General features: G+C 60.5%; 20 protein-coding genes. 16 read left to right on the forward strand and 4 right to left on the reverse strand.

Annotation, left to right across the window (positions count from 1 at the left end; translation table 11 throughout):
* Positions 1-981, forward strand: a complete 981-nt coding sequence (locus M3436_04205) for an alpha-ketoacid dehydrogenase subunit beta (GenBank protein ID MDQ3563362.1) — start codon at positions 1-3, stop codon at positions 979-981.
* Positions 982-1,175: 194 nt separating this feature from the next.
* Complete coding sequence (locus M3436_04210) at positions 1,176-3,056, forward strand: hypothetical protein (GenBank protein ID MDQ3563363.1); 1,881 nt, start codon at positions 1,176-1,178, stop codon at positions 3,054-3,056.
* A 137-nt stretch (positions 3,057-3,193) separates the two neighbouring features.
* On the opposite strand, the gene M3436_04215 is transcribed toward M3436_04210, so the two are convergent.
* Positions 3,194-3,589 (reverse strand): hypothetical protein, encoded by a 396-nt coding sequence (locus M3436_04215; GenBank protein ID MDQ3563364.1) that lies wholly within the window; start codon positions 3,587-3,589, stop codon positions 3,194-3,196.
* A 711-nt stretch (positions 3,590-4,300) separates the two neighbouring features.
* Here M3436_04215 and M3436_04220 point away from each other — a divergent pair.
* The 6 genes from M3436_04220 (at position 4,301) to rpoS (ending at position 9,693) form a co-directional block, all read left to right on the forward strand.
* A complete protein-coding gene (locus tag M3436_04220) occupies positions 4,301-5,467 on the forward strand; it encodes an acetylornithine transaminase (GenBank protein MDQ3563365.1) in 1,167 nt (388 codons plus the stop codon).
* A 9-nt stretch (positions 5,468-5,476) separates the two neighbouring features.
* Positions 5,477-6,388: an ornithine carbamoyltransferase gene (argF, locus tag M3436_04225; protein MDQ3563366.1), complete on the forward strand. Its 912-nt coding sequence runs from the start codon at positions 5,477-5,479 to the stop codon at positions 6,386-6,388.
* Positions 6,389-6,440: 52 nt separating this feature from the next.
* Positions 6,441-7,202 carry a 5'/3'-nucleotidase SurE gene (surE, locus tag M3436_04230; protein MDQ3563367.1) on the forward strand — a complete coding sequence of 254 codons (762 nt, stop codon included), beginning with the start codon at positions 6,441-6,443 and terminating at the stop codon, positions 7,200-7,202.
* On the forward strand, positions 7,192-7,851 hold the full coding sequence (locus tag M3436_04235) for a protein-L-isoaspartate(D-aspartate) O-methyltransferase (GenBank protein ID MDQ3563368.1): 660 nt from the start codon (positions 7,192-7,194) through the stop codon (positions 7,849-7,851). The genes surE and M3436_04235 overlap by 11 nt, the downstream gene beginning before the upstream one ends.
* 7 nt (positions 7,852-7,858) lie before the next feature.
* Positions 7,859-8,635, forward strand: a complete 777-nt coding sequence (locus M3436_04240; protein MDQ3563369.1) for a peptidoglycan DD-metalloendopeptidase family protein — start codon at positions 7,859-7,861, stop codon at positions 8,633-8,635.
* A 77-nt stretch (positions 8,636-8,712) separates the two neighbouring features.
* Positions 8,713-9,693, forward strand: coding sequence for an RNA polymerase sigma factor RpoS (rpoS, locus tag M3436_04245; protein MDQ3563370.1), 981 nt, complete (start codon positions 8,713-8,715; stop codon positions 9,691-9,693).
* Between the two features lie 246 nt (positions 9,694-9,939).
* On the opposite strand, the gene M3436_04250 is transcribed toward rpoS, so the two are convergent.
* Positions 9,940-10,647, reverse strand: coding sequence for a methyltransferase domain-containing protein (locus M3436_04250; protein MDQ3563371.1), 708 nt, complete (start codon positions 10,645-10,647; stop codon positions 9,940-9,942).
* Between the two features lie 78 nt (positions 10,648-10,725).
* Complete coding sequence (locus tag M3436_04255; protein ID MDQ3563372.1) at positions 10,726-11,385, reverse strand: hypothetical protein; 660 nt, start codon at positions 11,383-11,385, stop codon at positions 10,726-10,728.
* Positions 11,386-11,746: 361 nt separating this feature from the next.
* On the opposite strand from M3436_04255, the gene M3436_04260 reads away from it, so the two are divergent.
* Together M3436_04260 and hflD are read left to right on the forward strand one after the other, a co-directional pair.
* Positions 11,747-12,634 (forward strand): acyl-CoA desaturase, encoded by an 888-nt coding sequence (locus M3436_04260; GenBank protein MDQ3563373.1) that lies wholly within the window; start codon positions 11,747-11,749, stop codon positions 12,632-12,634.
* Positions 12,635-12,691: 57 nt separating this feature from the next.
* On the forward strand, positions 12,692-13,321 hold the full coding sequence (hflD, locus tag M3436_04265) for a high frequency lysogenization protein HflD (protein ID MDQ3563374.1): 630 nt from the start codon (positions 12,692-12,694) through the stop codon (positions 13,319-13,321).
* A gap of 95 nt (positions 13,322-13,416) precedes the next feature.
* On the opposite strand, the gene M3436_04270 is transcribed toward hflD, so the two are convergent.
* The gene (locus M3436_04270; protein MDQ3563375.1) at positions 13,417-13,770 is read right to left on the reverse strand and encodes a hypothetical protein; all 354 of its coding nucleotides are present in this window, start codon (positions 13,768-13,770) and stop codon (positions 13,417-13,419) included.
* A 215-nt stretch (positions 13,771-13,985) separates the two neighbouring features.
* Here M3436_04270 and M3436_04275 point away from each other — a divergent pair, with 215 nt between their 5' ends.
* The 6 genes from M3436_04275 (at position 13,986) to M3436_04300 (ending at position 19,981) form a co-directional block, all read left to right on the forward strand.
* A complete protein-coding gene (locus tag M3436_04275) occupies positions 13,986-15,281 on the forward strand; it encodes a formylmethanofuran dehydrogenase subunit B (protein ID MDQ3563376.1) in 1,296 nt (431 codons plus the stop codon).
* A 9-nt stretch (positions 15,282-15,290) separates the two neighbouring features.
* The gene (locus tag M3436_04280; GenBank protein ID MDQ3563377.1) at positions 15,291-16,961 is read left to right on the forward strand and encodes a formylmethanofuran dehydrogenase subunit A; all 1,671 of its coding nucleotides are present in this window, start codon (positions 15,291-15,293) and stop codon (positions 16,959-16,961) included.
* Positions 16,958-17,854, forward strand: a complete 897-nt coding sequence (fhcD, locus tag M3436_04285) for a formylmethanofuran--tetrahydromethanopterin N-formyltransferase (GenBank protein ID MDQ3563378.1) — start codon at positions 16,958-16,960, stop codon at positions 17,852-17,854. Before M3436_04280 ends, fhcD begins: the two co-directional genes overlap by 4 nt.
* The gene (locus M3436_04290) at positions 17,851-18,675 is read left to right on the forward strand and encodes a formylmethanofuran dehydrogenase subunit C (protein ID MDQ3563379.1); all 825 of its coding nucleotides are present in this window, start codon (positions 17,851-17,853) and stop codon (positions 18,673-18,675) included. Before fhcD ends, M3436_04290 begins: the two co-directional genes overlap by 4 nt.
* Before the next feature lie 435 nt (positions 18,676-19,110).
* Entirely contained in the window at positions 19,111-19,476 is a 366-nt protein-coding gene (locus M3436_04295) for an endonuclease domain-containing protein (protein MDQ3563380.1), read from the forward strand.
* 103 nt (positions 19,477-19,579) lie between these two features.
* Positions 19,580-19,981, forward strand: a complete 402-nt coding sequence (locus M3436_04300) for a gamma-glutamylcyclotransferase (protein ID MDQ3563381.1) — start codon at positions 19,580-19,582, stop codon at positions 19,979-19,981.
* The last annotated feature ends 153 nt before the right edge of the window (positions 19,982-20,134 follow it).

Here is a 20,134-nt window from a genome sequence, read left to right on the forward strand (position 1 = left end):
ATGCCCGAGCTTACACTCGTTGAAGCAATCAATCTGGCGCTCGCCTATGAGCTGCAAGCGGACCCGAATGTCGTCGTCTTGGGCGAAGATGTCGGCGTCAACGGGGGCGTGTTCCGCGCCACCCTCGGTTTGCAAGAGCGTTTCGGCAAGGTGCGGGTGGTGGATACCCCGTTGTCGGAGGCTCTGATCGCGGGCATGGCGATCGGCATGGCGGCGCAGGGTCTCAAACCCGTCGCCGAAATCCAATTCTCGGGGTTTATTTACCCCTGTCTCGACCAGATCCTGAACCATGCCGCGCGCCTGCGCACCCGCACCCGCGGGCGCCTAAGCTGCCCGTTGGTCTTGCGCGCACCGAACGGCGGCGGGATCCACGCCCCGGAGCATCATTCCGAGAGCGTGGAAGCCCTGTTCGCGCCTATTCCGGGCCTGCGCGTCGTCGTGCCTTCCTCGCCGGCGCGCGCCTACGGGCTTCTGCTCGCGGCAATCCGCGATCCGGACCCGGTGATCTTTCTCGAACCCCCGCGCCTGTATCGCCTGCACCGCCAGGAGGTGGTGGACGACGGTGCGGCCTTGCCGCTCGACGTGTGTTATCTGTTGCGCGAGGGCACGGATATCACGCTGGTGTCCTGGGGCGCGCTCATCCAGGAGACGAGCCAAGCTGCCGAGGCCCTCGCCCAGGAAGGCGTCGCGGCCGAAGTGATCGATGTCGCGACCTTGAAACCGCTCGACATCGCGACCATCCTCGAATCGGTCGCCAAGACCGGGCGTTGCGTCATCGTACAGGAAGCGGCGCGCACCTGCGGGGTGGGCGCGGAGATCGCCGCGCAACTCGCCGAACGGGGCTTGTTGTCCTTGCAGGCGCCGATCGAACGGGTGGCTGGCTACGACTGCATCATGCCGCTTTACCGGCTGGAGTCCCATTACCTGCCGGATACCGAGCGCATCTTACAAGCCGCGCGCCGGAGCTTAGCGTTTGCTTAAATCCCTGTGTACGTGGTCTGGTCTCGAAATATCAGTTTCTTATATTTCAAGACCAGACCCCTTTGTTGCTTTGTTTTGGATGTATTCTGATTGTTTTGTAAGATGAAGAGGTCGGCGAGATGAGGACTGAAAGCGCGATCGGGAGCAGCGCGGATCCATCCACGGAAGACAAGCCCCCAGGTTGGCTTATCGAATTGAAGGCCAACGCGGCGCGCGGAGATCGTCAGCGTGATAAGGCGCATGGCCGCTGGCTCGGCGATTTTCTGAACCAAGACACTCCGAGCGGCCTCCTGCCCGCAGAAAAGAGAGTGCTTGATGCCTGCGCGCTCGGACAGGCCAGTAGCGGCATCATGCACGGAGAAAAGCAGGAGCCGATCGAGGAGCAGATTAGGGTTCTGCCCTTGCTTCCCGCCGCCCGCGTTCGTGCGGGGTTTCTGCGCTTTCTTGTCCTCGGCGGAGATGAATCTGCTCCGGTGCACGAAGCAGGTATAGAACTCTACGACGCCTTCATCGACGGAGAACTGGATCTGCGCGGCGCAACGTGCATTGGTAGGCTCGCTCTCATCCGCTGCTGTGTCGACGGGAAGTTGAAGATCGAAGACGCTACCTTGGGTATTCTGTATCTTGAAGGCAGTCGCGTGCATGGAATTGACGGTAATCGCGCACGCATTGCTGGTTCTGTGTTTCTGGAAAAGGGCTTTGTCTCCGAGGGCACTATCAAGCTATTTGGTGCGGGGATCGACGGGAGTCTTCAGTGCGGCGGCGCCAAGATTGGGCGCATGAAACAACAAGATGCATTAGTTTGTACGGCTGCGAGGATCAGCGGTAACGTTTTTTTGAATGCGGGGTTTGAATCTGTCGGCTGCGTCTGGCTCAATGGTGCTGAAATTCGCGGCAAGCTAGATTGCACAAAGGGAAACTTCACGAATCCGCAGGGTAATGCGCTCAACTTTGATGGCGCGAAAATTTCAAGCAGCGTCTTTTTGAATGATGCGACGATCGATGGCCCAGTCAGCCTGGTCAATGCCCGCGTTGGCGCAAACGTTAGTTTTACAGGCGCGAGCATCACGCTAGCAAATGGGATCGCTCTGGACTGCACCTCTACAAACATTGGCGGCTCCGCTTTATTGAATCAGGCTTTCGATCAAGATCGCAAACCCGGTCAGCCCTTCATTGCGATGGGTGGAGTCTCCAACGCGCCTAATAAAGAGCACAACGGCGCGGCTGGTTACGCCTTGAATCTCGGAATCGCGAACATTAAGTACGAGCTGCTTTTTGGAACGCTGCATGAGACCGATGACACTCCCGCCGTGATCAAAGGCTCAGTATTCCTTTGCGGCGCTAAGACTCGCGAATTGGCCGACCGGGGTTTCGTCGGCAAGGCGGGCCCGGCCTCTGAATACTTCCCAGAAACAGTTGAAGGCTTGCACGGCGAGTCGCTCACATGCGACATGGTCTTAGACGGCTTTATCTACGAGCGCTTGAACGGAAATTCTTGTCTCACGTCCAGCGCGCGGGAAAAGTGGCTGAAGCGTCAGCCGAAAAAGCATCTCTCCACGGACTTCCGCCACCAGCCATTCGATCATCTCGTCAAGGTCTTGCGCACCATGGGGCGCGACGACGAGGCACGTAACATCGCTGTTTTGAAGCAGCGGTGCTTGACCCGCCCCACAAAGCCCGCCAGCTGGCTGTGGCGGACTCTCTTCGATTTGTTCATGAGTTACGGCCACCGACCGGCGCGAGGCCTCATTATCGCGCTCATCATCGCAGCGACGACGGGTTGGTTCTATGACCGGGCGGCGCAGAACGGCGCCCTGACGACAAAAGAACTCGGTTCGCAATTCCATCCTTACATCTACTCATTCGACGTAATGCTCCCGGTTGTGAAACTGGGTGAGGCGGAAGCTTGGAAGCCATCACGCAACGAGTTCTCCTTACGTCTGCCCCTGGGGCTAGGCGAGCAGATGGTGTGCGCCGATTGCACGCAGTATGTTGTCTGGCTGGAAACAGTCTTTGGCTGGCTAGCGGGCGGCCTCCTGGTCGCTGTCGTCGCGGGCCTCATCAAAAAGGATTGATCGAGCGCAATCCTGGCGTCGCTAGCCCGACTTAGCCGATTCGCCCCCGTTTTCGGGCTGAGGCGTCGCGTAAGATTTTAAGTGCAGGGGGGCGGTAGATTGGCGCAAACCCGCTGTAGTGAAGACCTTGGTTGTTTTCAGGAGAGAGATTCTGTGGATAGTGAGTGGCCGTCATGTTTCTGCGCGCCACGACTCGCAAGAAGGACGGCAAAGAGCACCGTGACTGGAGCATCGTTGAGAACCAGAGCGATGGGCGGGTGCTGCAACGGCACGTGCTTTATTGGGGGGAGATCAACGTCTTGCAGAGTTTCGGAATAGAGCCGCTGTAATGCCGTATTGCCATCGGCGAAGGGCTTGACCAAGACTTCCGCCAGTGTCAGGGCGCTGGTAATGGCCGTGATCTCGCCGGTGTCGATGCGAGCAAAAAGCGTTTTGAGCGCCACGGCATACGCCGCATACCCTTCCAGCGCGTAGATCCAGACATTGGCATCGAGGTAGACTCGGCTGCTGGCGGGCAGCGCGCTTAACCCCACGCCTCACGCTCCCGACGTAGGAAAGCATCGGCGTCCTCGGGGGAGGTTCAAAGCCCCGCGGCCCCTGACCGATAAGTTCTGTCAACCGTTTTGATGCTTGCGGTGTAGGCTCCTCGATCACAATTACCTCCGCCCGCGTGCCTTCGGCTAGTTCGGGCGCGCAGATCTCCATGCGCCCGCCGGCTTGTACGGTGACCTTTTGACGGATTGCGTGCAGCATATTGCCTTCCTCCTTCATTTGCCGGCTTCCTTCTGTTTCGTAGACGGACCAACTAACCCACGAGTTACGCCCAGACCACGTATGATTTCATCACCAGCTCGCTGCATTATACGAAGATAGTATTAGTCTTGCGTCAACGGATTTAGGAGTAAAGGGAGGACTGAAATCTAGGCAGCCAACACCAAATCCTTTGTGCTCGGCCCCGCGCAACGCGACGGGTATTGGCGCACGGGACGGCCCTTGCCCGAGGCCGTCGTAGCCTTGCGCGATTTCACCGTCTACTTCGGCCCGCGAAAAGGCGGACGCCCAATCAAAAAACGCATGCGAACTCGTCGCCCGCCATTTTAGCTTGCGATTCTTGTCCTCTACTGCCCTGAATAGACTTGTAATAAGACCCGCGAATGGCGGACAATCGGATCTTCGAGCGCGAGCCCGGTTTCGTCCGGGCTTTGCTTTTTTTTAACGTAAGTGAGCTGGGTAAAAGATACCGGATGGAAAAACCGCTCATGCCGAGCTATCGGCGCTTGCCCGTAGCGTTCGTGCGCGGTAAAGGAGCATGGCTTTGGGATGACCAGGAGCGCCGCTATTTGGATGCCGTGAGCGGGATCGCGGTCTGCGGGCTTGGGCATGCCCACCCGGCCGTCGCGCAGGCCGTGGCCGAGCAGTCGGCGGCGCTCGTGCATACCTCGAACCTGTACCGCGTGCCCCTGCAGGAGAGCCTCGCCGCGCGCCTGACGCAATTATCGGGGATGGATAACGCGTTTTTTTGTAACTCCGGCGCGGAAGCCAACGAAGCGGCCATCAAGATCGCGCGGCTCTTGGGTCACGAGCGGGGGATCGATCTGCCCGCGGTCGTGGTCATGGAAGGCGCGTTTCACGGGCGGACCTTGGCGACCCTCAGCGCCACCGCCAATCGCAACGTGCAGCGCGGATTCGAACCCCTGGTGCAAGGGTTCGTGCGCGTGCCTTATGACGATCCCGAGGCGCTCGGGCAGGCCGCATCCCAGCGCCGCCATATCGTCGCCGTGCTGCTGGAACCCCTCCAGGGCGAAGCCGGCGTGCTGGTGCCGACTCCGGGCTATTTAACGCAGGTGCGCTCGATTTGCGACCGGCACGGCTGGCTGATGATGCTCGACGAGGTGCAGACCGGTCTCGGGCGCACCGGGGCGTGGTTTGCATATCAGCACGAAGGTATCACCCCGGATGTGCTGACGCTCGCCAAAAGCTTGGGCAACGGCGTGCCGATCGGCGCCTGCCTGGCGCGCGGTCAGGCCGCGGAGTTGATCCAACCGGGGATGCACGCCGCGACCTTTGGCGGCAATCCGCTCGCCTGCCGGGCGGCGCTCGCGGTCCTTGCCACGCTTGAGCAAACGGGGCTCGTTAAGCGCGCGGCGCAGCTTGGGCGGCGCATCCTGGATGGCTTACGAGATGTCCTTCACGGTTGTGGCCACATTAAGGATATTCGCGGGAAGGGACTCATGATCGGCATCGAGCTGACACGGCCATGCGGCGAGCTGGTGGAAAAAGCGTTACAGGCAGGGTTGCTGATCAATGTCACGGCCGACACGGTGGTGCGCCTCCTGCCGCCCCTCGTGATGAACGACGCCGAGGCGGCCGAGCTCGTGCACAAGCTCGGCGCATTGATTAAGGGATTCTAGCAGCTACGCGTGAGTACGCGCAGGCCACGGCATTTCTTAAGCTTGGCGGACCTCACGCCGGCCGAGCTCTCGCGCCTCATCGAACGCGGCATCGAATTGAAAGCGATGCGCCGCGCGCGGGAGACCCATGAACCGCTCAAGAGCCGCGTGCTCGCGATGGTTTACGAGAAGTCCTCGACGCGCACACGCGTCTCCTTCGAGACCGCCATGATCCAGCTCGGGGGCGGGGCGATCTTTTTATCCGCGCAGGACACGCAACTCGGGCGCGGGGAGCCGGTCGAGGACATGGCGCGGGTGTTATCGCGGATGGTGGACGCGATCATGGTCCGGACCTTCGATCACGATAAACTCCTGCGCTTGGCGGCGTATTCGGAAGTGCCAGTGATTAACGGTTTGACCGATCGCCATCATCCCTGCCAATTGTTGGCGGATATCCAAACCTTCGTCGAGCACCGCGGTCCCATTGCAGGTAAAACCGTCGCCTGGATCGGCGACGGCAACAATATGTGCCACAGCTATATCGAGGCTGCCGGGCTGTATGGATTTACTCTCCGGATCGCTTGTCCGCCCGGCTACTGGCCGCGGGAAGAAATCGGGGACGCGATAGCGGGCGTGGTGCGCCGCTGCGATCGGCCGCAAGAAGCGGTTCGCGGCGCGGATCTGGTGGTCACAGATGTCTGGGCCAGCATGGGTCAAGAACAAGAAAGCCACGCCCGGCGCGAGATTTTTAGGCGCTTTCAGGTGGATGAGAATTTGCTGTCGCTCGCAAGACCGGACGCCCTTTTTATGCACTGCATGCCCGCGCACCGCGGCGAGGAGGTCAGCGCCGGAGTGATCGATGGCCCGCAGAGCGTCGTCTGGGATGAGGCCGAGAACCGTTTGCACGCGCAAAAGGCGCTGCTCGAATTTTTACTGGACTGAGCACCTCCCGCGTCGAGTCAACCCGTGGTCGCCTTGAGGATCTAGAACCCCGGTGTTGTTCTTATTAAGCAACGATGACGGTTATCAGGCGCCGGGGATCGCTTGCCTTGCGCGGGCGCTTGCCGAACTCGGAGAGGTAACCGTGGTTGCCCCGGATCGCAATCGCAGCGGCGCAAGTAACTCCTTGACTCTCGAAAAACCGCTTCGGGCCGGGCGCGCCGAGAACGGTTTCATCTATGTTGACGGCACCCCGACCGATTGCGTGCACCTTGCTATCACCGGCTTTCTCGAGCGGGTACCCGACATGGTGTTAGGCGGGATCAACGCCGGGGCCAATCTCGGAGACGATGTACTCTATTCCGGCACCGTCGCCGTGGCGATCGAGGGGCGTTTCCTCGGGTCGCCGGCGATGGCGGTTTCCTTGGCCGGCAGCCAAGCGGTGCATTACGAAACTGCCGCCCGGATCGCAAGCTTACTGGTCCAAGAGATCGGGAACCGGCCTTTACCCGCGGATACGATCTTGAACATCAATGTCCCGGACCGCCCGTGGAACGAGCTTCGGGGATTGGCGGCCACCCGTCTTGGCCGGCGGCATAAATCGGAACCGGTGGTGCAGGCGCTGGACCCGCGTGGGCGGCCGATTTACTGGGTGGGACCGCCCGGCCCGGAGGAGGATGCGGGGGTGGGAACCGATTTTCATGCCGTCAGGAGCGGGTATGTATCGATTACACCGCTGCAAGTCGATATGACCCATTACCGTGCCTTGGATACGGTGTCGCGATGGCTCGAGGCCTTGCACGTGCATGCAGGCTGATCACCGCGGCATCGGTCTGACCTCCCAGCGCGCCCGCGATCGCTTGATGCGGGAGCTGCGGGAGATGGGGATCGGATCACGCGAGGTGCTGCACGCCATGCGCACGGTACCACGGCATCTTTTTGTGGACGAGGCCCTCGCAGGCCGCGCGTACGAGAATACGGCCTTGCCCATCGGTTACGGCCAGACCATTTCGCAACCCTACATCGTGGCGCGTATGACCGAGGCGTTGTTTGTGAGCGGCGCGATGGATAAGGTTTTGGAAATCGGGGCCGGCACCGGGTACCAGTCCGCGGTCCTGGCTCAATTCGCCAAATCGGTTCATAGCATCGAGCGCATCGGCGCGCTGGCGGCGCGGTTGCGGGAGCGTTTGGCGGCTTTGCATTATCGTACCGTCCGCGTCAAACACGGAGACGGCCGTATCGGCTGGCAGGATCACGCGCCCTATGATGCAATCCTGATCGCCGCCGCCGTCGACAGCGTCCCCCCGACGCTGCTGGAGCAGCTTGCCATCGGCGGCCGCATCGTCGCGCCGGTGGGCGAGAGCGGCTCGCAGTGGCTGGTTTTGGTGACGCGCTATCCCGAACACTTCGAGGAGAAGCCCCTCGAGGAGGTGCGGTTCGTGCCGCTCATAGCAGGACTGGGATAGGACGGCGATGCCCGTGCGGCTGGATGCGCAACTCATAGCGATCCTGGTGGCTGTGAGCCAGCTCGCCGGCTGCGGAACGACGGCGAAGGCCCCGGTCGTAAGTGCTCGGACGGGCGCCGATCGCATGCCGCTCGCGCGCGCAAATAACGCCGGCCTTGGAGCGCGCCAGCACGTGGTGGCGCGCGGAGACACCCTCCATGCGATCGCATGGCGTTACCGGCTCGATTACCGGGAGATTGCCCGCTGGAACCGGATCAAAGCTCCATTCATCATCTACCCCGGCCAGCGTTTAGCTTTACGTCAGACGCAAGGTTCGGGAACCGCTCCCAGGCCGGCGCCGAGGCGAGAGATCCGGGCGAGCGCGCCTCGGGCCGAAATAAGCTCCCCGACCCGCGGGCCGCCGCCGGCCGGATCGATTCAATGGCAATGGCCGGCGCGGGGCAAGCCGTTGCCGGCCAATACCGCATCGAGCCGCCAAGGACTGGATCTCTTGGGGCAACCTGGACAGCCCATTTGGGCGGCGGCCGCCGGTGAAGTGGTCTATAGCGGCGATGGACTTGTCGGCTACGGAAAGCTTATTATCATACGGCACGATGATGTGCATCTCAGCGCCTATGCTCACAACCGCCGTCTATTGGTCCAGGAAGGTCATCGGGTCGCCCGCGGACAGCAAATCGCGGAGATGGGGAATAGCGGGAGCAGGCAGGTCAAGCTGTATTTCGAGATCAGGCGCAACGGGCGGCCCGTACCGCCCTTGCGCTACCTACCGAAAGCACGGATTTAGCGATTGTTCGGGGCTACGCGGGCCGGCGGACACGGGGACTGAAACAGCGGGAGAGGGTTTTTTCAAGCCGTAGCGCTATGAGCAAGATCACCGATCTCGACACTGACTCGGGCGATGCGGAGGTGGATATGCTCGACGAAGACGGCGAGGAGGGGATCGAGGACAAGCAGGCGGCCAGCTTGGGCGTGGCGGTAGAACATCCCGCCGAGATCTCGGAAGCCGAGATCGACGCCACCCGCTTGTATTTATGCGAGATTGGATACTCACCCCTGCTGACGGCCAAGGAAGAGGTCCGGCTCGCGCGCGCCGCGCGCCTAGGCGACAAGGGCAGCCGCAAGCGCATGATCGAGAGTAATCTGCGCTTGGTGGTCAAGATCGCGCGCCGATATTTAAATCGCGGCTTGGCCTTGCTGGACCTCATCGAGGAAGGCAATCTCGGTTTAATGCGCGCGGTAGAGAAGTTCGATCCGGAAAAAGGGTTCCGCTTCTCAACCTATGCCACCTGGTGGATCCGGCAGACCATAGAACGCGCCTTGATGAATCAGACCCGGACCATCCGCCTTCCGATCCACGTGGTCAAGGAAATCAACCTGTATATGCGCGCGGTCCGGCAGCTGGCCCAGAGCTTGGATCGCGAGCCGACCATCGAAGACGTCGCGCAGCTCCTGGATCGGCCGATCGCGGCAGTGCAAGAGGTCGCCGGTTTAAACGAGCGCGTCAGCTCGGCGGATGCACCGGCGGAGCGCGATTCCTCGCGGACGCTGATCGAGACCATCCCGGACGAACACAATATCGACCCCTCCTTGTTGCTGCAAGGTAACGATATGCACCGGCATCTCGAGGTGTGGCTCGCGCACTTGAATGAAAAGCAGCGCGCCGTGGTGGAGCGCCGCTTCGGCCTCGGGGGAAGGGAGATCGCCACCTTGGAGCAGGTAGGTTACGAGATCGGCGTGACCCGGGAGCGCGTGCGCCAGATCCAATTAGAAGCCTTGCGCAAATTGCGTCACATGCTGGAAGGCGATGGCTACTCGGTAGATACGCTTTCCCCCGGGCCATGAGAGCTTGTGAAAAAATCTGCTGCGCTCGGGATCTCGCGTTGCATCCTCGGCGCGCCAAACAGGGCCACTCCCTGGCCCTGGCTTTCCGGCGGTGCTCGGAATCCTCATGTATTTCAATATACACTCCGGCTGCTCGTCCCATCCTTGGGACTCGCCCCTTCGGGGCTTACGCTCCGTTTCGCACCCGGCGAAACGCGACCTCCCATCGCTCGCGACGATTTTTTCACAACCTCTGAAGCCCCCGGCTCAAGCTTCCGCCGCCGCCACGTAACGCAAGACCAACCGGAACGGAAACAGGCGTTCCACGGTCCACCCCGGGGGCGCAATCGCGGCCAGCTCTCGAAACGTATAGCTGCGCTTGATCGAGATTAAGCCATCGTGCCGGATATAGGAATCGCGAAAAGCGATGGCGCTCAGGAACGCGAAACCGAGATAGGCCAGGTCGCTGCGTTGCAAGTCAACAAACAAGACTTCCCGGGCGCAAAGCGCGGCCGCGCTTGCGAGCATTGCCGGCAACGCAGCGGTATCGAGGTGGTGTACTAAGTGATTCGAGAACACGAAATCATACCGTTCCTGCCGATCGCGGAGTTCGTTCACGTCGGCCACTCGGAATGTGACGCCCTCGGGCCAATCGAGGGTTTGCACGTATCGGTACGCGCGCGCGTCGATGTCGATGCCGGTGATCGTTAGGCGCAAGCCATCGGCACAGGCCCAGCGGTGGAGGGCGCGGGCGATGTCACCGCCGCCGAAACCGATATCGAGTAAGTTGTAGCTGTGCTCGTGGATGCGCATCGCCGGCCGGATCCAGCGCTTATATACGGAACGAATTCTGGATAGGGCGGCGTTGACCGCTCTAAACTGCCGATAGGTGCGGTAGAGCCGCTCACGATCGCACCGGGGATCGTCCATGATCTCGGTGGTCCGCGTGTCCCGCTGCGAGAGCAAGCACGGCATGGTGGGTACGATCAGCGCGCGACCATAGCGTGAGTGGCGGGTTCCGTTACGGAGACTGCCCGGCGATTTTAAATCCCATCAGGATCCCGCGGCTTGCTTCTTCGGCGCTTTGACCGGTTTGTCCGCGGCGTTAGATTCGCGCGCGATCTTAGCGATACCGCGAATGCTCGCGGTTTTATAACCTAAGGTCTCGGCCTTGGTGAGGTTCTTCGCGCCCTCGGCATCGGCGCCCAAGGCATAGTGCATAACCGATAAATTGAAATACGGGAGCGGGGATTCGGGGTCCAACTGCGCTGCTGCCTTTAGCAAGGATTCCGCCTTGTCGGAGTCTTGCAGCCACATCGCCGATACGCCCATGTTATTCAGGGCCATGACCTCCACATTGGAAGTGTAGAACCACTGGCTAAACCAGATTAAATGCCTCAGGGTGGGCCGCTTCCGGACCGCTTCCAAGAATCGCTCGAAGTGGGCCAAGGCTTCGGAATGCTTCCCTTTGAGCTGCAGCCGTTGGCCTTGGAAATAGTCCTTCCAATAAAATTGCTGCACGCGGCCGGGGATCAGAAGGATGACCGCGATCGCGATGAGTACGTAGATCTCAACATACTTCGTGCTTGCGTTGATCTGAATGAGGGTATATCCGGTCCCGACCAGGATCCCGGTAACAACAAACAGCGCAAGGGCGTATAAGATTCTATTTTTTGTGGTGCGATTGGTTGGCACCAGTGTTGGCAACTGCATGGACCTTCCCCTATGAATCACTGAGTCACGGCGCATCAAGTATAAATCCCGTGAAGCGCCCATTACCATAGGTAGTTCAGCCCTAAACATCAACGTTCGGACCGGGCGGCGGGCTTGCGGTGCGGTTAGCGCCGGGAACATTGGCCTACGCACGCGTTGGGGATTAAACCGCGGCTGGCCGGAAGATACGCGGACGGTCTTTTGGTTTAGCGCGCCACTCAATATACTGCGCATACCTTTCGCATGGATCCTCGCCTTCCCCTTGGGTCTTGAGGCGAGCGGTGTGTGGTGGGCGATCAACGTGACGACCTATAAGCATTGCTGAAGGGCGGGCGGCATGGCGGGGGACGGAGATCGACCCGTGACCCATAATGGGCGTGAATTGAAGGCAATGACACAGCAGCAAGCCGCGACCGGCGTCGCGATCGGCGATGACGAAAGAATAATTTGGCAAGACACGATCCTGTTCATTGTCCTACACCTGTTGGCGGCTTACACCATCGCCCTGCATTTCGAGTGGCAATGGTTGGCCTTGGCCGTCGCGTCCTATTATGTGCGCATGTTTGCATTGAGCGCCGGCTTTCATCGCTATTTTTCGCATCGCTCCTACAAGACCAGCCGCCCATTTGCTTTTTTCTTGGCGTTCCTGGGCGAATGCTCGCTGCAGAAGGGAGTCCTTTGGTGGGCCAGCCATCACCGCCATCACCACCGCCACTCCGATCAGATCCAGGACGTCCATTCCCCGGTGCGTAAGGGGTTTTGGTGGTCACATATGGGATGGATCCTTTGCCGCAAGTACAAGCACACAAGGAGTGAGCTGATTAAGGATTTTACCGTGCTGCCCGAACTCGCCTGGCTCAATGAGAATACCTGGTTACCGGTAAACCTTTACATCGCCGCGCTCGTCTACGGGTTCGGATTGGAAGGTTTTTTATGGGGTTTCATCGTCGCCACCGTGTTCTTGTGGCATGGCACCTTTTCGATCAATTCCTTAGTGCACGTGTGGGGAACGCAACCGTATCGGACCGGGGACAATTCCAGGAATAACGTCCTTGGAGCGATCCTGACGCTGGGGGACGGATGGCACAACAACCACCATCACTATCCGCTCTCGGTGCGCCACGGTTTCCGCTGGTGGCAGTTCGATCCTTCCTACTACGCATTGTGCCTGCTCGAGCGGCTGGGGGTGGTCTGGGATCTTAAACGGCCCCATTTCGCCCGTGTGGCAAGTGTGTCGACCCAGCCATAATTCCGCGACTTTTTGACCCGTCGTTCAGGTTGCATACAACGCCGAAACTATTTCCTTATGGAGAATCAAATACGCGATCAAGCCCTGGCGCTTGCCGCGGTGTTCCAAGCCGCGCTCTTGGTGGATCGCTTGGCGAACACCGGCGCCGTTCCGAACGAGAACCTCAAGGCATTGGTCCGGAGCTTATTCGCGTTTGACCCCCAGAGCACAGAGGAGGTCTTCGGCGGAGAGCAGGATTACCGCTTTGGATTGAGCCTCGGCATCAACGCACTCAAGGACATCTTCGATCGCAAGCGGCGCGGCCCCAAGTACGGCGACGCAGTCACCTATGTGATCGGGTTGTTGCACCTGGAAAATGTGTTGCGCAAAAACAAGAGCATGTTAGATCTGCTCGGAACCCGATTGCGCGCAGTGCAACAACAGATGCCTGCGGAGGGGTTTACCGACGATAGCACGCTGGCGGCGATTGCCAGCAGTTACCAAGAGACGCTGAGCACGCTTAAATTCCGAGTCCAGGTGCGCGGCGATGCGCGTTTTCTACGCGATCCGGAGATCGCCAACAAGGTGCGCGCGGCTTTGTTGGCGGGGGTGCGAGCGGCGCTCTTGTGGCATCAAGTCGGCGGGCGGCGTTGGCAACTGCCGTTCTACCGCAAGCGCATCGTGGAGGCATTGCAAACGCTGGCGTGAGATGTAGAAGGCCGCTTTGAAGGACCAGCCACTAGATTTACCCTGCATGCCAAGGTAGCTCGATATACTCAAGACCTTATCTCCGGCGTGGCATTTCACTTCTGACCGACACCAAGCCTGTCCAGCAGGATCGGGATCACTTTGAGTAGCTGTATTGTCCGTTGTAAGTCTTTGTCCCGAGCGAGGTGCAGGAGGCCTTTGAAGCCGCCGAGGCGCCTCGTGTCTTTCTGAACCTCCTGCAATGCAGCGACAAGCTCTGGGAGCATGTCCTGCATCGGCAAAATTATTTGCCCGGTCTTGGCCAGGCCATCGGCAATCGAAGCGAGCCCGTTACCTAGCTGGACGATACCCTGCGAGATCTCAGCGATGCCCGTCGCTGCTGAGGACCGAGCCTCGGATGTATTCACCGGCGTCGTTTGAGCATCAGGCGGGCCATCTGAACTATTCATAACATCTACCTCCTAGATCAAATTAAAGTAGCATAATGATAGTCTTAAACGAACGAATCCGTGACCCCGGCAAGTCACGCGAGGCCCTCGAATGGATACAGTCCGGCCCCGATGATCCGCGCCTTTTCGCATGCCGGGTAGAAACCGCAACATCCTGGTTTACGCTCGCGCGGTGATCCGTCATCATACCAGCTTGCCGCAGACCTATTATTAGCATGACCGTACCTCAAGCAGCGATCAACCGGGAAACCGGCAAGCCGGCGCGCCCGCCGCACGCGGCGGCCTGTCCTTTCTGCAGCCTGCTGTGCGATGATCTTATCGTGGAGCAGGCGGGCGGCCGCGTGCGCGTCCTGAAGAACGGTTGTGGCCGGGCAGTTTCCGGATTCGAGAACCCGGACGGGCCGAGTCAGCCGCGCCTCAAGGGCAAGCCGGCAACGATCGAACAGTGCATCGAGCGGGCGGCGGCGATCCTTCGCGGCGCCCGCTTCCCTCTGTTCGCCGGCCTGGGGACGGATGTCGGCGGGATGCGTGCGGTGCTCAGCCTGGCCGAACGCACCGGAGGCGCGCTCGATCACATGCACGGAAACGCGCTCCAGCGGAATATCGGCGTGCTACAAGGCACGGGTTGGATGACGACCACGCTCACGGAGTTAAAGAATCGCGCCGATCTGATTATTTTCGCAGGTACCGATGCGGTGAGCGCGCATCCGCGTTTTTTCGAGCGCCTGGTTTGGAACCAAGCATCGCTATTCCAGCTCGACAGCAACGCACGCCAGATCATCTACCTCGGGGCCGGCCTCAACACCAAGCCCGGCACGAGCCCCGAGGGCCGAAAACCCTTGCACGTCCGCTTCGATCCGCGGCAACTCATCGAAATCGTGTCGGCGTTACGCGCGCTCGCGGCGGGGTATCGGCTCCAAGCAGCCTCGATCGCCGGAGTACGGATCCCGGTCTTGAATTCTATCGTCGAAAAGATGAAAGCGGCCCGCTACGGGGTGCTGGCGTGGTCGAGCGCCGAGCTCGATTATCCTCACGCCGAGCTTGCCGTCGAAGCGTGCGTGGAGCTGGTCAAGGATCTCAATGACACTACGCGTTTTTCCGGTTTGCCCTTGGGCGGCAACGACGGCGCAATCACGGCCGTTAGCGTGTGCGCATGGCAGACGGGCTTTCCGCTCCGCACCGCGTTCGCGGCGGGGTATCCCGCGCATGATGCGCATCGTTATAGCACCGGCCACTTGGTCGGATCGGGGTCCGCCGATGCCGTCGTGTGGATCTCGGCGTTTCGCGCGGCGCCTCCGCCGGCGGCCAAACCCCTGGTCGTACTCGGCGCCCCGAATATGCATTGTCCCGAGGAGCCAGAGGTTTTCATCCCGGTGGCGATCCCGGGACTTGACCATGCGGCTCAGCTCGTGCGGCTCGATTCGGTGGTGTCGTTGTACCTCGAACGGCAGCGAACCTCGCCCCTGCCGAGCGTCGCACACCTACTCACGGAAATCCAAAATGCGCTCTAGGACATCGGCGTGTTAACGCGCTTGAGCGGCGGTAAGGTCTACGACCCGGCCCACGGGGTCAACGGCGAGGTCCGCGATATCTTCATCCGCGACGGCCGCATCGTCGCCCCGCCTCCCGGCGGCGTCAAGGCGAGCCACGAATATAATCTCTCCGGCGCCGTAGTCATGGCGGGAGGGATCGATATCCATACCCATATCGGCGGGGGCAAGATGACGATCGCCCGGGTCTTGCTGCCCGAGGATCACTCAGCCCATCCGGTCGCCTCGGGACGGATCACGCGCTCGGGATCGGGCCTGGTGACACCCTCGACGATCACCACCGGCTACCGGTACGCCGAAATGGGCTACACCGCGTGCTTCGAACCCGCAATGTTGCCGCTGAACGCGCGCCAGGCGCACATGGAAATGGGGGATACGCCGATCGTGGACAAGGGCGCCTATGCGCTGCTCGGCAACGACGATTTCTTCCTGCGGCTGCTCGCCGAAGGCCGTGAACAGGCGCTCATCAATGATTATGTGGCGTGGACCTTGGAAAGCTCGCAAGCCCTCGCGATCAAGGTGGTCAATCCAGGCGGGATCAGCGCCTTCAAGTTCAATCAACGCATGCTCGATCTGGATGAGGAGCATTGTTATTATCCGATTACGCCGCGCTTGATTCTGCAGCGGCTCGCGCGAGCGGTCTTCGATCTCGGCGTGCCCCACCCGCTGCACGTTCACGGGTGCAATCTCGGCGTCGCGGGCAATGTCGATACCACGCTGAAAACGATCGCCGGCAGCGACGGCCTACCCTTGCACCTGACGCATGTCCAATTCCACAGTTACGGCACGGAAGGCGACCGCCGGTTCTCCTCCGGCGCGGCGCGCATCGCCGAGAGCGTCAACGCGCACCCGAATATCTCCATCGACGTCGGTCAGATCATGTTCGGCCAGACCATCACGGCCTCGGGCGATACCATGGCGCAGCACCGGAACCGCGCCAGCGCTTATCCCAAGAAATGGGTGTGCATGGACATCGAGTGCGACGCCGGCTGTGGCGTCGTGCCGTTCCGCTACAGGGACAAGAGCTTCGTGAACTCGCTGCAGTGGGCGATCGGATTGGAATTGTTTCTGTTGGTCAAAGACCCCTGGCGTATTTTCCTGACCACCGATCACCCCAACGGGGCGCCGTTCACGACCTATCCGCACCTCATCCGCTTGTTGATGGACAAGAGCTACCGTAACGAGAGGCTGGCGACGATCCATCGGGGCGCCGCGGCGATGAGCACGCTCGGGAGTCTCGACCGGGAGTATAGCCTGTACGAAATCGCCATCATGACCCGGGCCGCGCCGGCCCGGAGCCTAGGATTGACCGATCGCGGCCACCTCGGCGCCGGCGCGGCGGCCGACATCACGGTCTATAAGGAACAGGCGAATCGCGAGCGGATGTTCTCCCAGCCCCGGTTCGTATTTAAAGACGGTGAGCTGGTCGTGAAAAACGGCAAAGTGATCAAGATCACTCATGGCAGTACCCATGTGGTCCGGCCGGACTACGATAAGCGTATCGACCGGATTCTGCGGCCGCATCTCGAGAAATACCATACGCTGGGATGGGAGAATAGGAAACTCCGCGATGAGGAGATCGCCGGCGAAGGTCGCGGCCGGATTGTGATCGCCAACTGCAAGGCGCGGCAGGCCGCATGAACCTCAACGGCGTCTATATCGAGGACACGTTCGCCGAAGCCTTTCCGATGAAGGCGACGCGGCTCATCATCACCGCGATGACCTTGAAGTCGGCCTACCGCGCGGCCAATTCGCTCACCGGCTTTGCCTCCTCGGTCATCGCCTGCGGGTGCGAGGCGGACATCGAGTGCGAGCTCGATCCCATGGATACGCCCGACGGCCGGCCGGGGATCGCGGTCATCATCTTCGCGATGTCCGTGAAACAACTGGCGGATCAGGTGCTGCGCCGGGTCGGGCAATCGGTCATGACCACCGCGACCAGCGCTTGTTTCGCGGGGCTGCGTTGCGAGCCCTCTATCAAGCTCGGAAGCAGTATCCGGTTCTTCGGCGACGGCTATCAGATCGCCAAGCGTATCGACGGCATCCGTTATTGGCGCATTCCCGTCATGCATGGGGAATTTGTCTGTGAAGAAAAGACCGGGGTCGCGAACGCGGTTGGGGGCGGCAATTTCCTGGTATTCGCGAAAACCACGCGGCATGCGTTGACGGCCTGTGAACAGGCGGTTAAAGCCATTCGCCGGGTGCCGCGCGCCGTCACCTGCTTCCCGGGGGGTATCGTCGGCTCCGGTTCCAAGGTGGGCTCGAAGTACAAGTTTATGAAAGCTTCCACCAATGACGCGTATTGTCCCACCTTGAAGGGCCGGGTACGCTCGAGCTTGACCCCCGAGGTCGGCTCGGTGCTGGAGGTGGTCGTCGATGCGCTCGATCAAGAGGCCATCCGTGAATCGATACGGGCCGGAATCGAAACCGTGTGTAAGTTCGGCCCGCAAAAGGGGATCTACCGCATCAGCGCCGGGAATTTCGGCGGTAGATTGGGTCCCTATCATTTTCACTTGCGGGAGATCCTCGCTTGACCCCGCTCACGCTCACGCTGCGGAGGCGCCCGGCCCAAGAGGTGGATATCGGGCGCCTCACGCCCGATGGCTTACAGGCATTGGGCCGCGCCGCCATCGAGCAAATCAAGCTCACCTGCGGTAACCGCTCCCTGCGCCTGCATGAGCTTTTCGAGGTCCAGGGCGAGGACACGAGCGTGATCCACATCCGGCGCGCTTGCGATAAACTGTACGGCATCGGTATGGCGATGAGCTTTGGGAGCATCTCGGTACAAGGCCGCGCCGGTGACGATGTCGGCCGCAACATGCGCGGCGGGACGATCGCGGTGCGCGGATCGGCCTGTCATGGAACCGGACGCGGGATGCGCGGTGGTTACATCGAGGTAAATGGCAATGCCGGGGACTTCCTCGGCGGCGCCGAGGCCGGCGCGCTCGAGGGCATGTCGGAGGGAGTCATCATCGTCTCGGGCGATGCGGGTGCACGCGTCGGCGACCGCATGCGGCGCGGGATCATCTTCGTGCGCGGCAATAGCGGCGATTATTGCGGCAGCCGAATGAAAGGGGGAACCATCCTGGTGTTAGGACAGAGCGGATGCTACCCCGGGATTGGTATGCGCCGGGGCACGATCGTGTTCGCCCGCAAGCCCGCCGGGATCAGCGCCACCTTCAATTCCTGCGGCCTCCTCAAGATGGAGTTTCTGCGTTTGCTGTTCCGGCAACTGAGCAACTCCTACCGTAAGCTCGCCTTGCTGCGCGATATCGGACCCGAGGCGGAGCGCTTCAGCGGCGATCTCGCGCTCGGCGGAAAAGGCGAGCTGTTAGTTTTACATTCGGCGCTTTGAAAGATTGTGAATAAATCGTCTCGACCAGCCCCGAGCGCCAGAAGCCGCGGAGCGAGCGAGAAGACATATTAACGCGTTAGAGAGCCCAAGAGGAATTCGTGATGGAGAGTATCCTCGCGGTCATCACCTACTGAACTTCTTCGAATTCGTGGGTTCCGTGTGGCGCCTCGGTCAGATTTCACTTCGTGATATTTCACATGCTGTTCGAGTACCTAAAGAATGTCAGATCCCACGATTGGCTCCGAAAGTTGGCTCTTCCGCAGAATTTGTGGGTCAGTGGAGAGACGGTCTGGCAAGGATCGCATGATAATGGGTCTGTTTATTTAGGCCTGGCCACGAGTTTTCAGGTTCGAGATTTCGAGGCAAGGCAAGTGCGCCACGGTTAACTCCCTCTCCCGCCGGGGAGAGGGCAGGAGTGAGGGGATAGAGAGACCGATGAACAGTCTGGCCCGGGCGCTGCGGAAGAATTCGACCGAGGCGGAGCGGTGCTTGTGGAGTCGATTGCGCGGTCGACGACTCGACGGCGTCAAGTTTCGACGTCAACAGGTCCTTGGACCCTACGTCGTGGATTTCCTCTGCTTGGAGCCCAAAGTTGTCATCGAGGTCGATGGTGGCCAACATGCCGAGCAGGTCTCGAACGACTTGCAGAGGACTGAATATCTCAAGGTAGTGGGTTATCGCGTGCTTCGATTTTGGAATCATGAAGTGCTTGGAGATCCTGAGGCGGTGTTGGAGAGTATTCGCGCTGCCTTGGTTGAGATCCCCTCACCCCCGCCCTCTCCCGGTGGGAGAGGGAGTTAACGGAATACCCATAGATTCTGCCGAGGAGCCCGAAAGTTTATTAAGGATCAGGGATTCGAGTCACTGACCTCCTTCTCGAGGAGGTCAATCGCTAGGGTCAGCAATGACAAGTCGACTATTCGTCTACGGGACTCTCCGGAAAGACAGCGGGAACGGCGTGTCCCAGATGCTCGCGCGTGAAGCGAGGTTCGTTGGGCGTGCGCGAGTGCAAGGACGACTCTTTCACCTGGGCGAATATCCGGGCCTTGTGCCGTCCCGCGACCCCGGCTCGTGGATCCACGGGGAGGTGTATGCTTTCGAGAATCCACCTGACGCTCTGGCTCGCCTAGATGACTTCGAGGGTTGTGGGCCGAATGACCCCGAGCCGCACGCGTTCGAGAGGGTCGAGAAAGACATTGTCCTGGAATCCGGCACAAGAGACAATGTATGGGTTTATGTCTACAGGGGCTCGACTACCGACAAGAAGGAGATCTTGTCCGGAGATTACTTCAAGGAGGCTCTCTAACGACGGCATGCAGCAAGGGTGCGCTGTACGCACGCAAAATGGCCTGGATGTTTTCGACCGGCTACGGTGAACCCAACGCTCGGTCCGCGTGCGCACCCGTAACGGCCCGGTGCACACCCTACAGGCTCCCCTTGCTGTGTGATATCGGGCCCG

The sequence above is a fragment of the Pseudomonadota bacterium genome (assembly GCA_030859565.1).
GTDB lineage: Bacteria > Pseudomonadota > Gammaproteobacteria > JACCXJ01 > JACCXJ01 > USCg-Taylor.

Coding starts and splice junctions, on each gene's coding strand:
- M3436_04205 (MDQ3563362.1), top strand. CDS start 1: ATGCCCGAGCTTACACTCGTTGAAGCAATCAATCTGGCGCTCGCCTAT.
- hflD (MDQ3563374.1), top strand. CDS start 12,692: ATGGAGAATCAAATACGCGATCAAGCCCTGGCGCTTGCCGCGGTGTTC.
- M3436_04220 (MDQ3563365.1), top strand. CDS start 4,301: ATGGAAAAACCGCTCATGCCGAGCTATCGGCGCTTGCCCGTAGCGTTC.
- M3436_04275 (MDQ3563376.1), top strand. CDS start 13,986: ATGACCGTACCTCAAGCAGCGATCAACCGGGAAACCGGCAAGCCGGCG.
- rpoS (MDQ3563370.1), top strand. CDS start 8,713: ATGAGCAAGATCACCGATCTCGACACTGACTCGGGCGATGCGGAGGTG.
- M3436_04240 (MDQ3563369.1), top strand. CDS start 7,859: ATGCCCGTGCGGCTGGATGCGCAACTCATAGCGATCCTGGTGGCTGTG.
- M3436_04255 (MDQ3563372.1), bottom strand. CDS start 11,385: ATGCAGTTGCCAACACTGGTGCCAACCAATCGCACCACAAAAAATAGA.
- M3436_04270 (MDQ3563375.1), bottom strand. CDS start 13,770: ATGAATAGTTCAGATGGCCCGCCTGATGCTCAAACGACGCCGGTGAAT.
- M3436_04295 (MDQ3563380.1), top strand. CDS start 19,111: ATGAACAGTCTGGCCCGGGCGCTGCGGAAGAATTCGACCGAGGCGGAG.
- fhcD (MDQ3563378.1), top strand. CDS start 16,958: ATGAACCTCAACGGCGTCTATATCGAGGACACGTTCGCCGAAGCCTTT.
- M3436_04300 (MDQ3563381.1), top strand. CDS start 19,580: ATGACAAGTCGACTATTCGTCTACGGGACTCTCCGGAAAGACAGCGGG.
- M3436_04250 (MDQ3563371.1), bottom strand. CDS start 10,647: ATGCCGTGCTTGCTCTCGCAGCGGGACACGCGGACCACCGAGATCATG.
- M3436_04235 (MDQ3563368.1), top strand. CDS start 7,192: ATGCAGGCTGATCACCGCGGCATCGGTCTGACCTCCCAGCGCGCCCGC.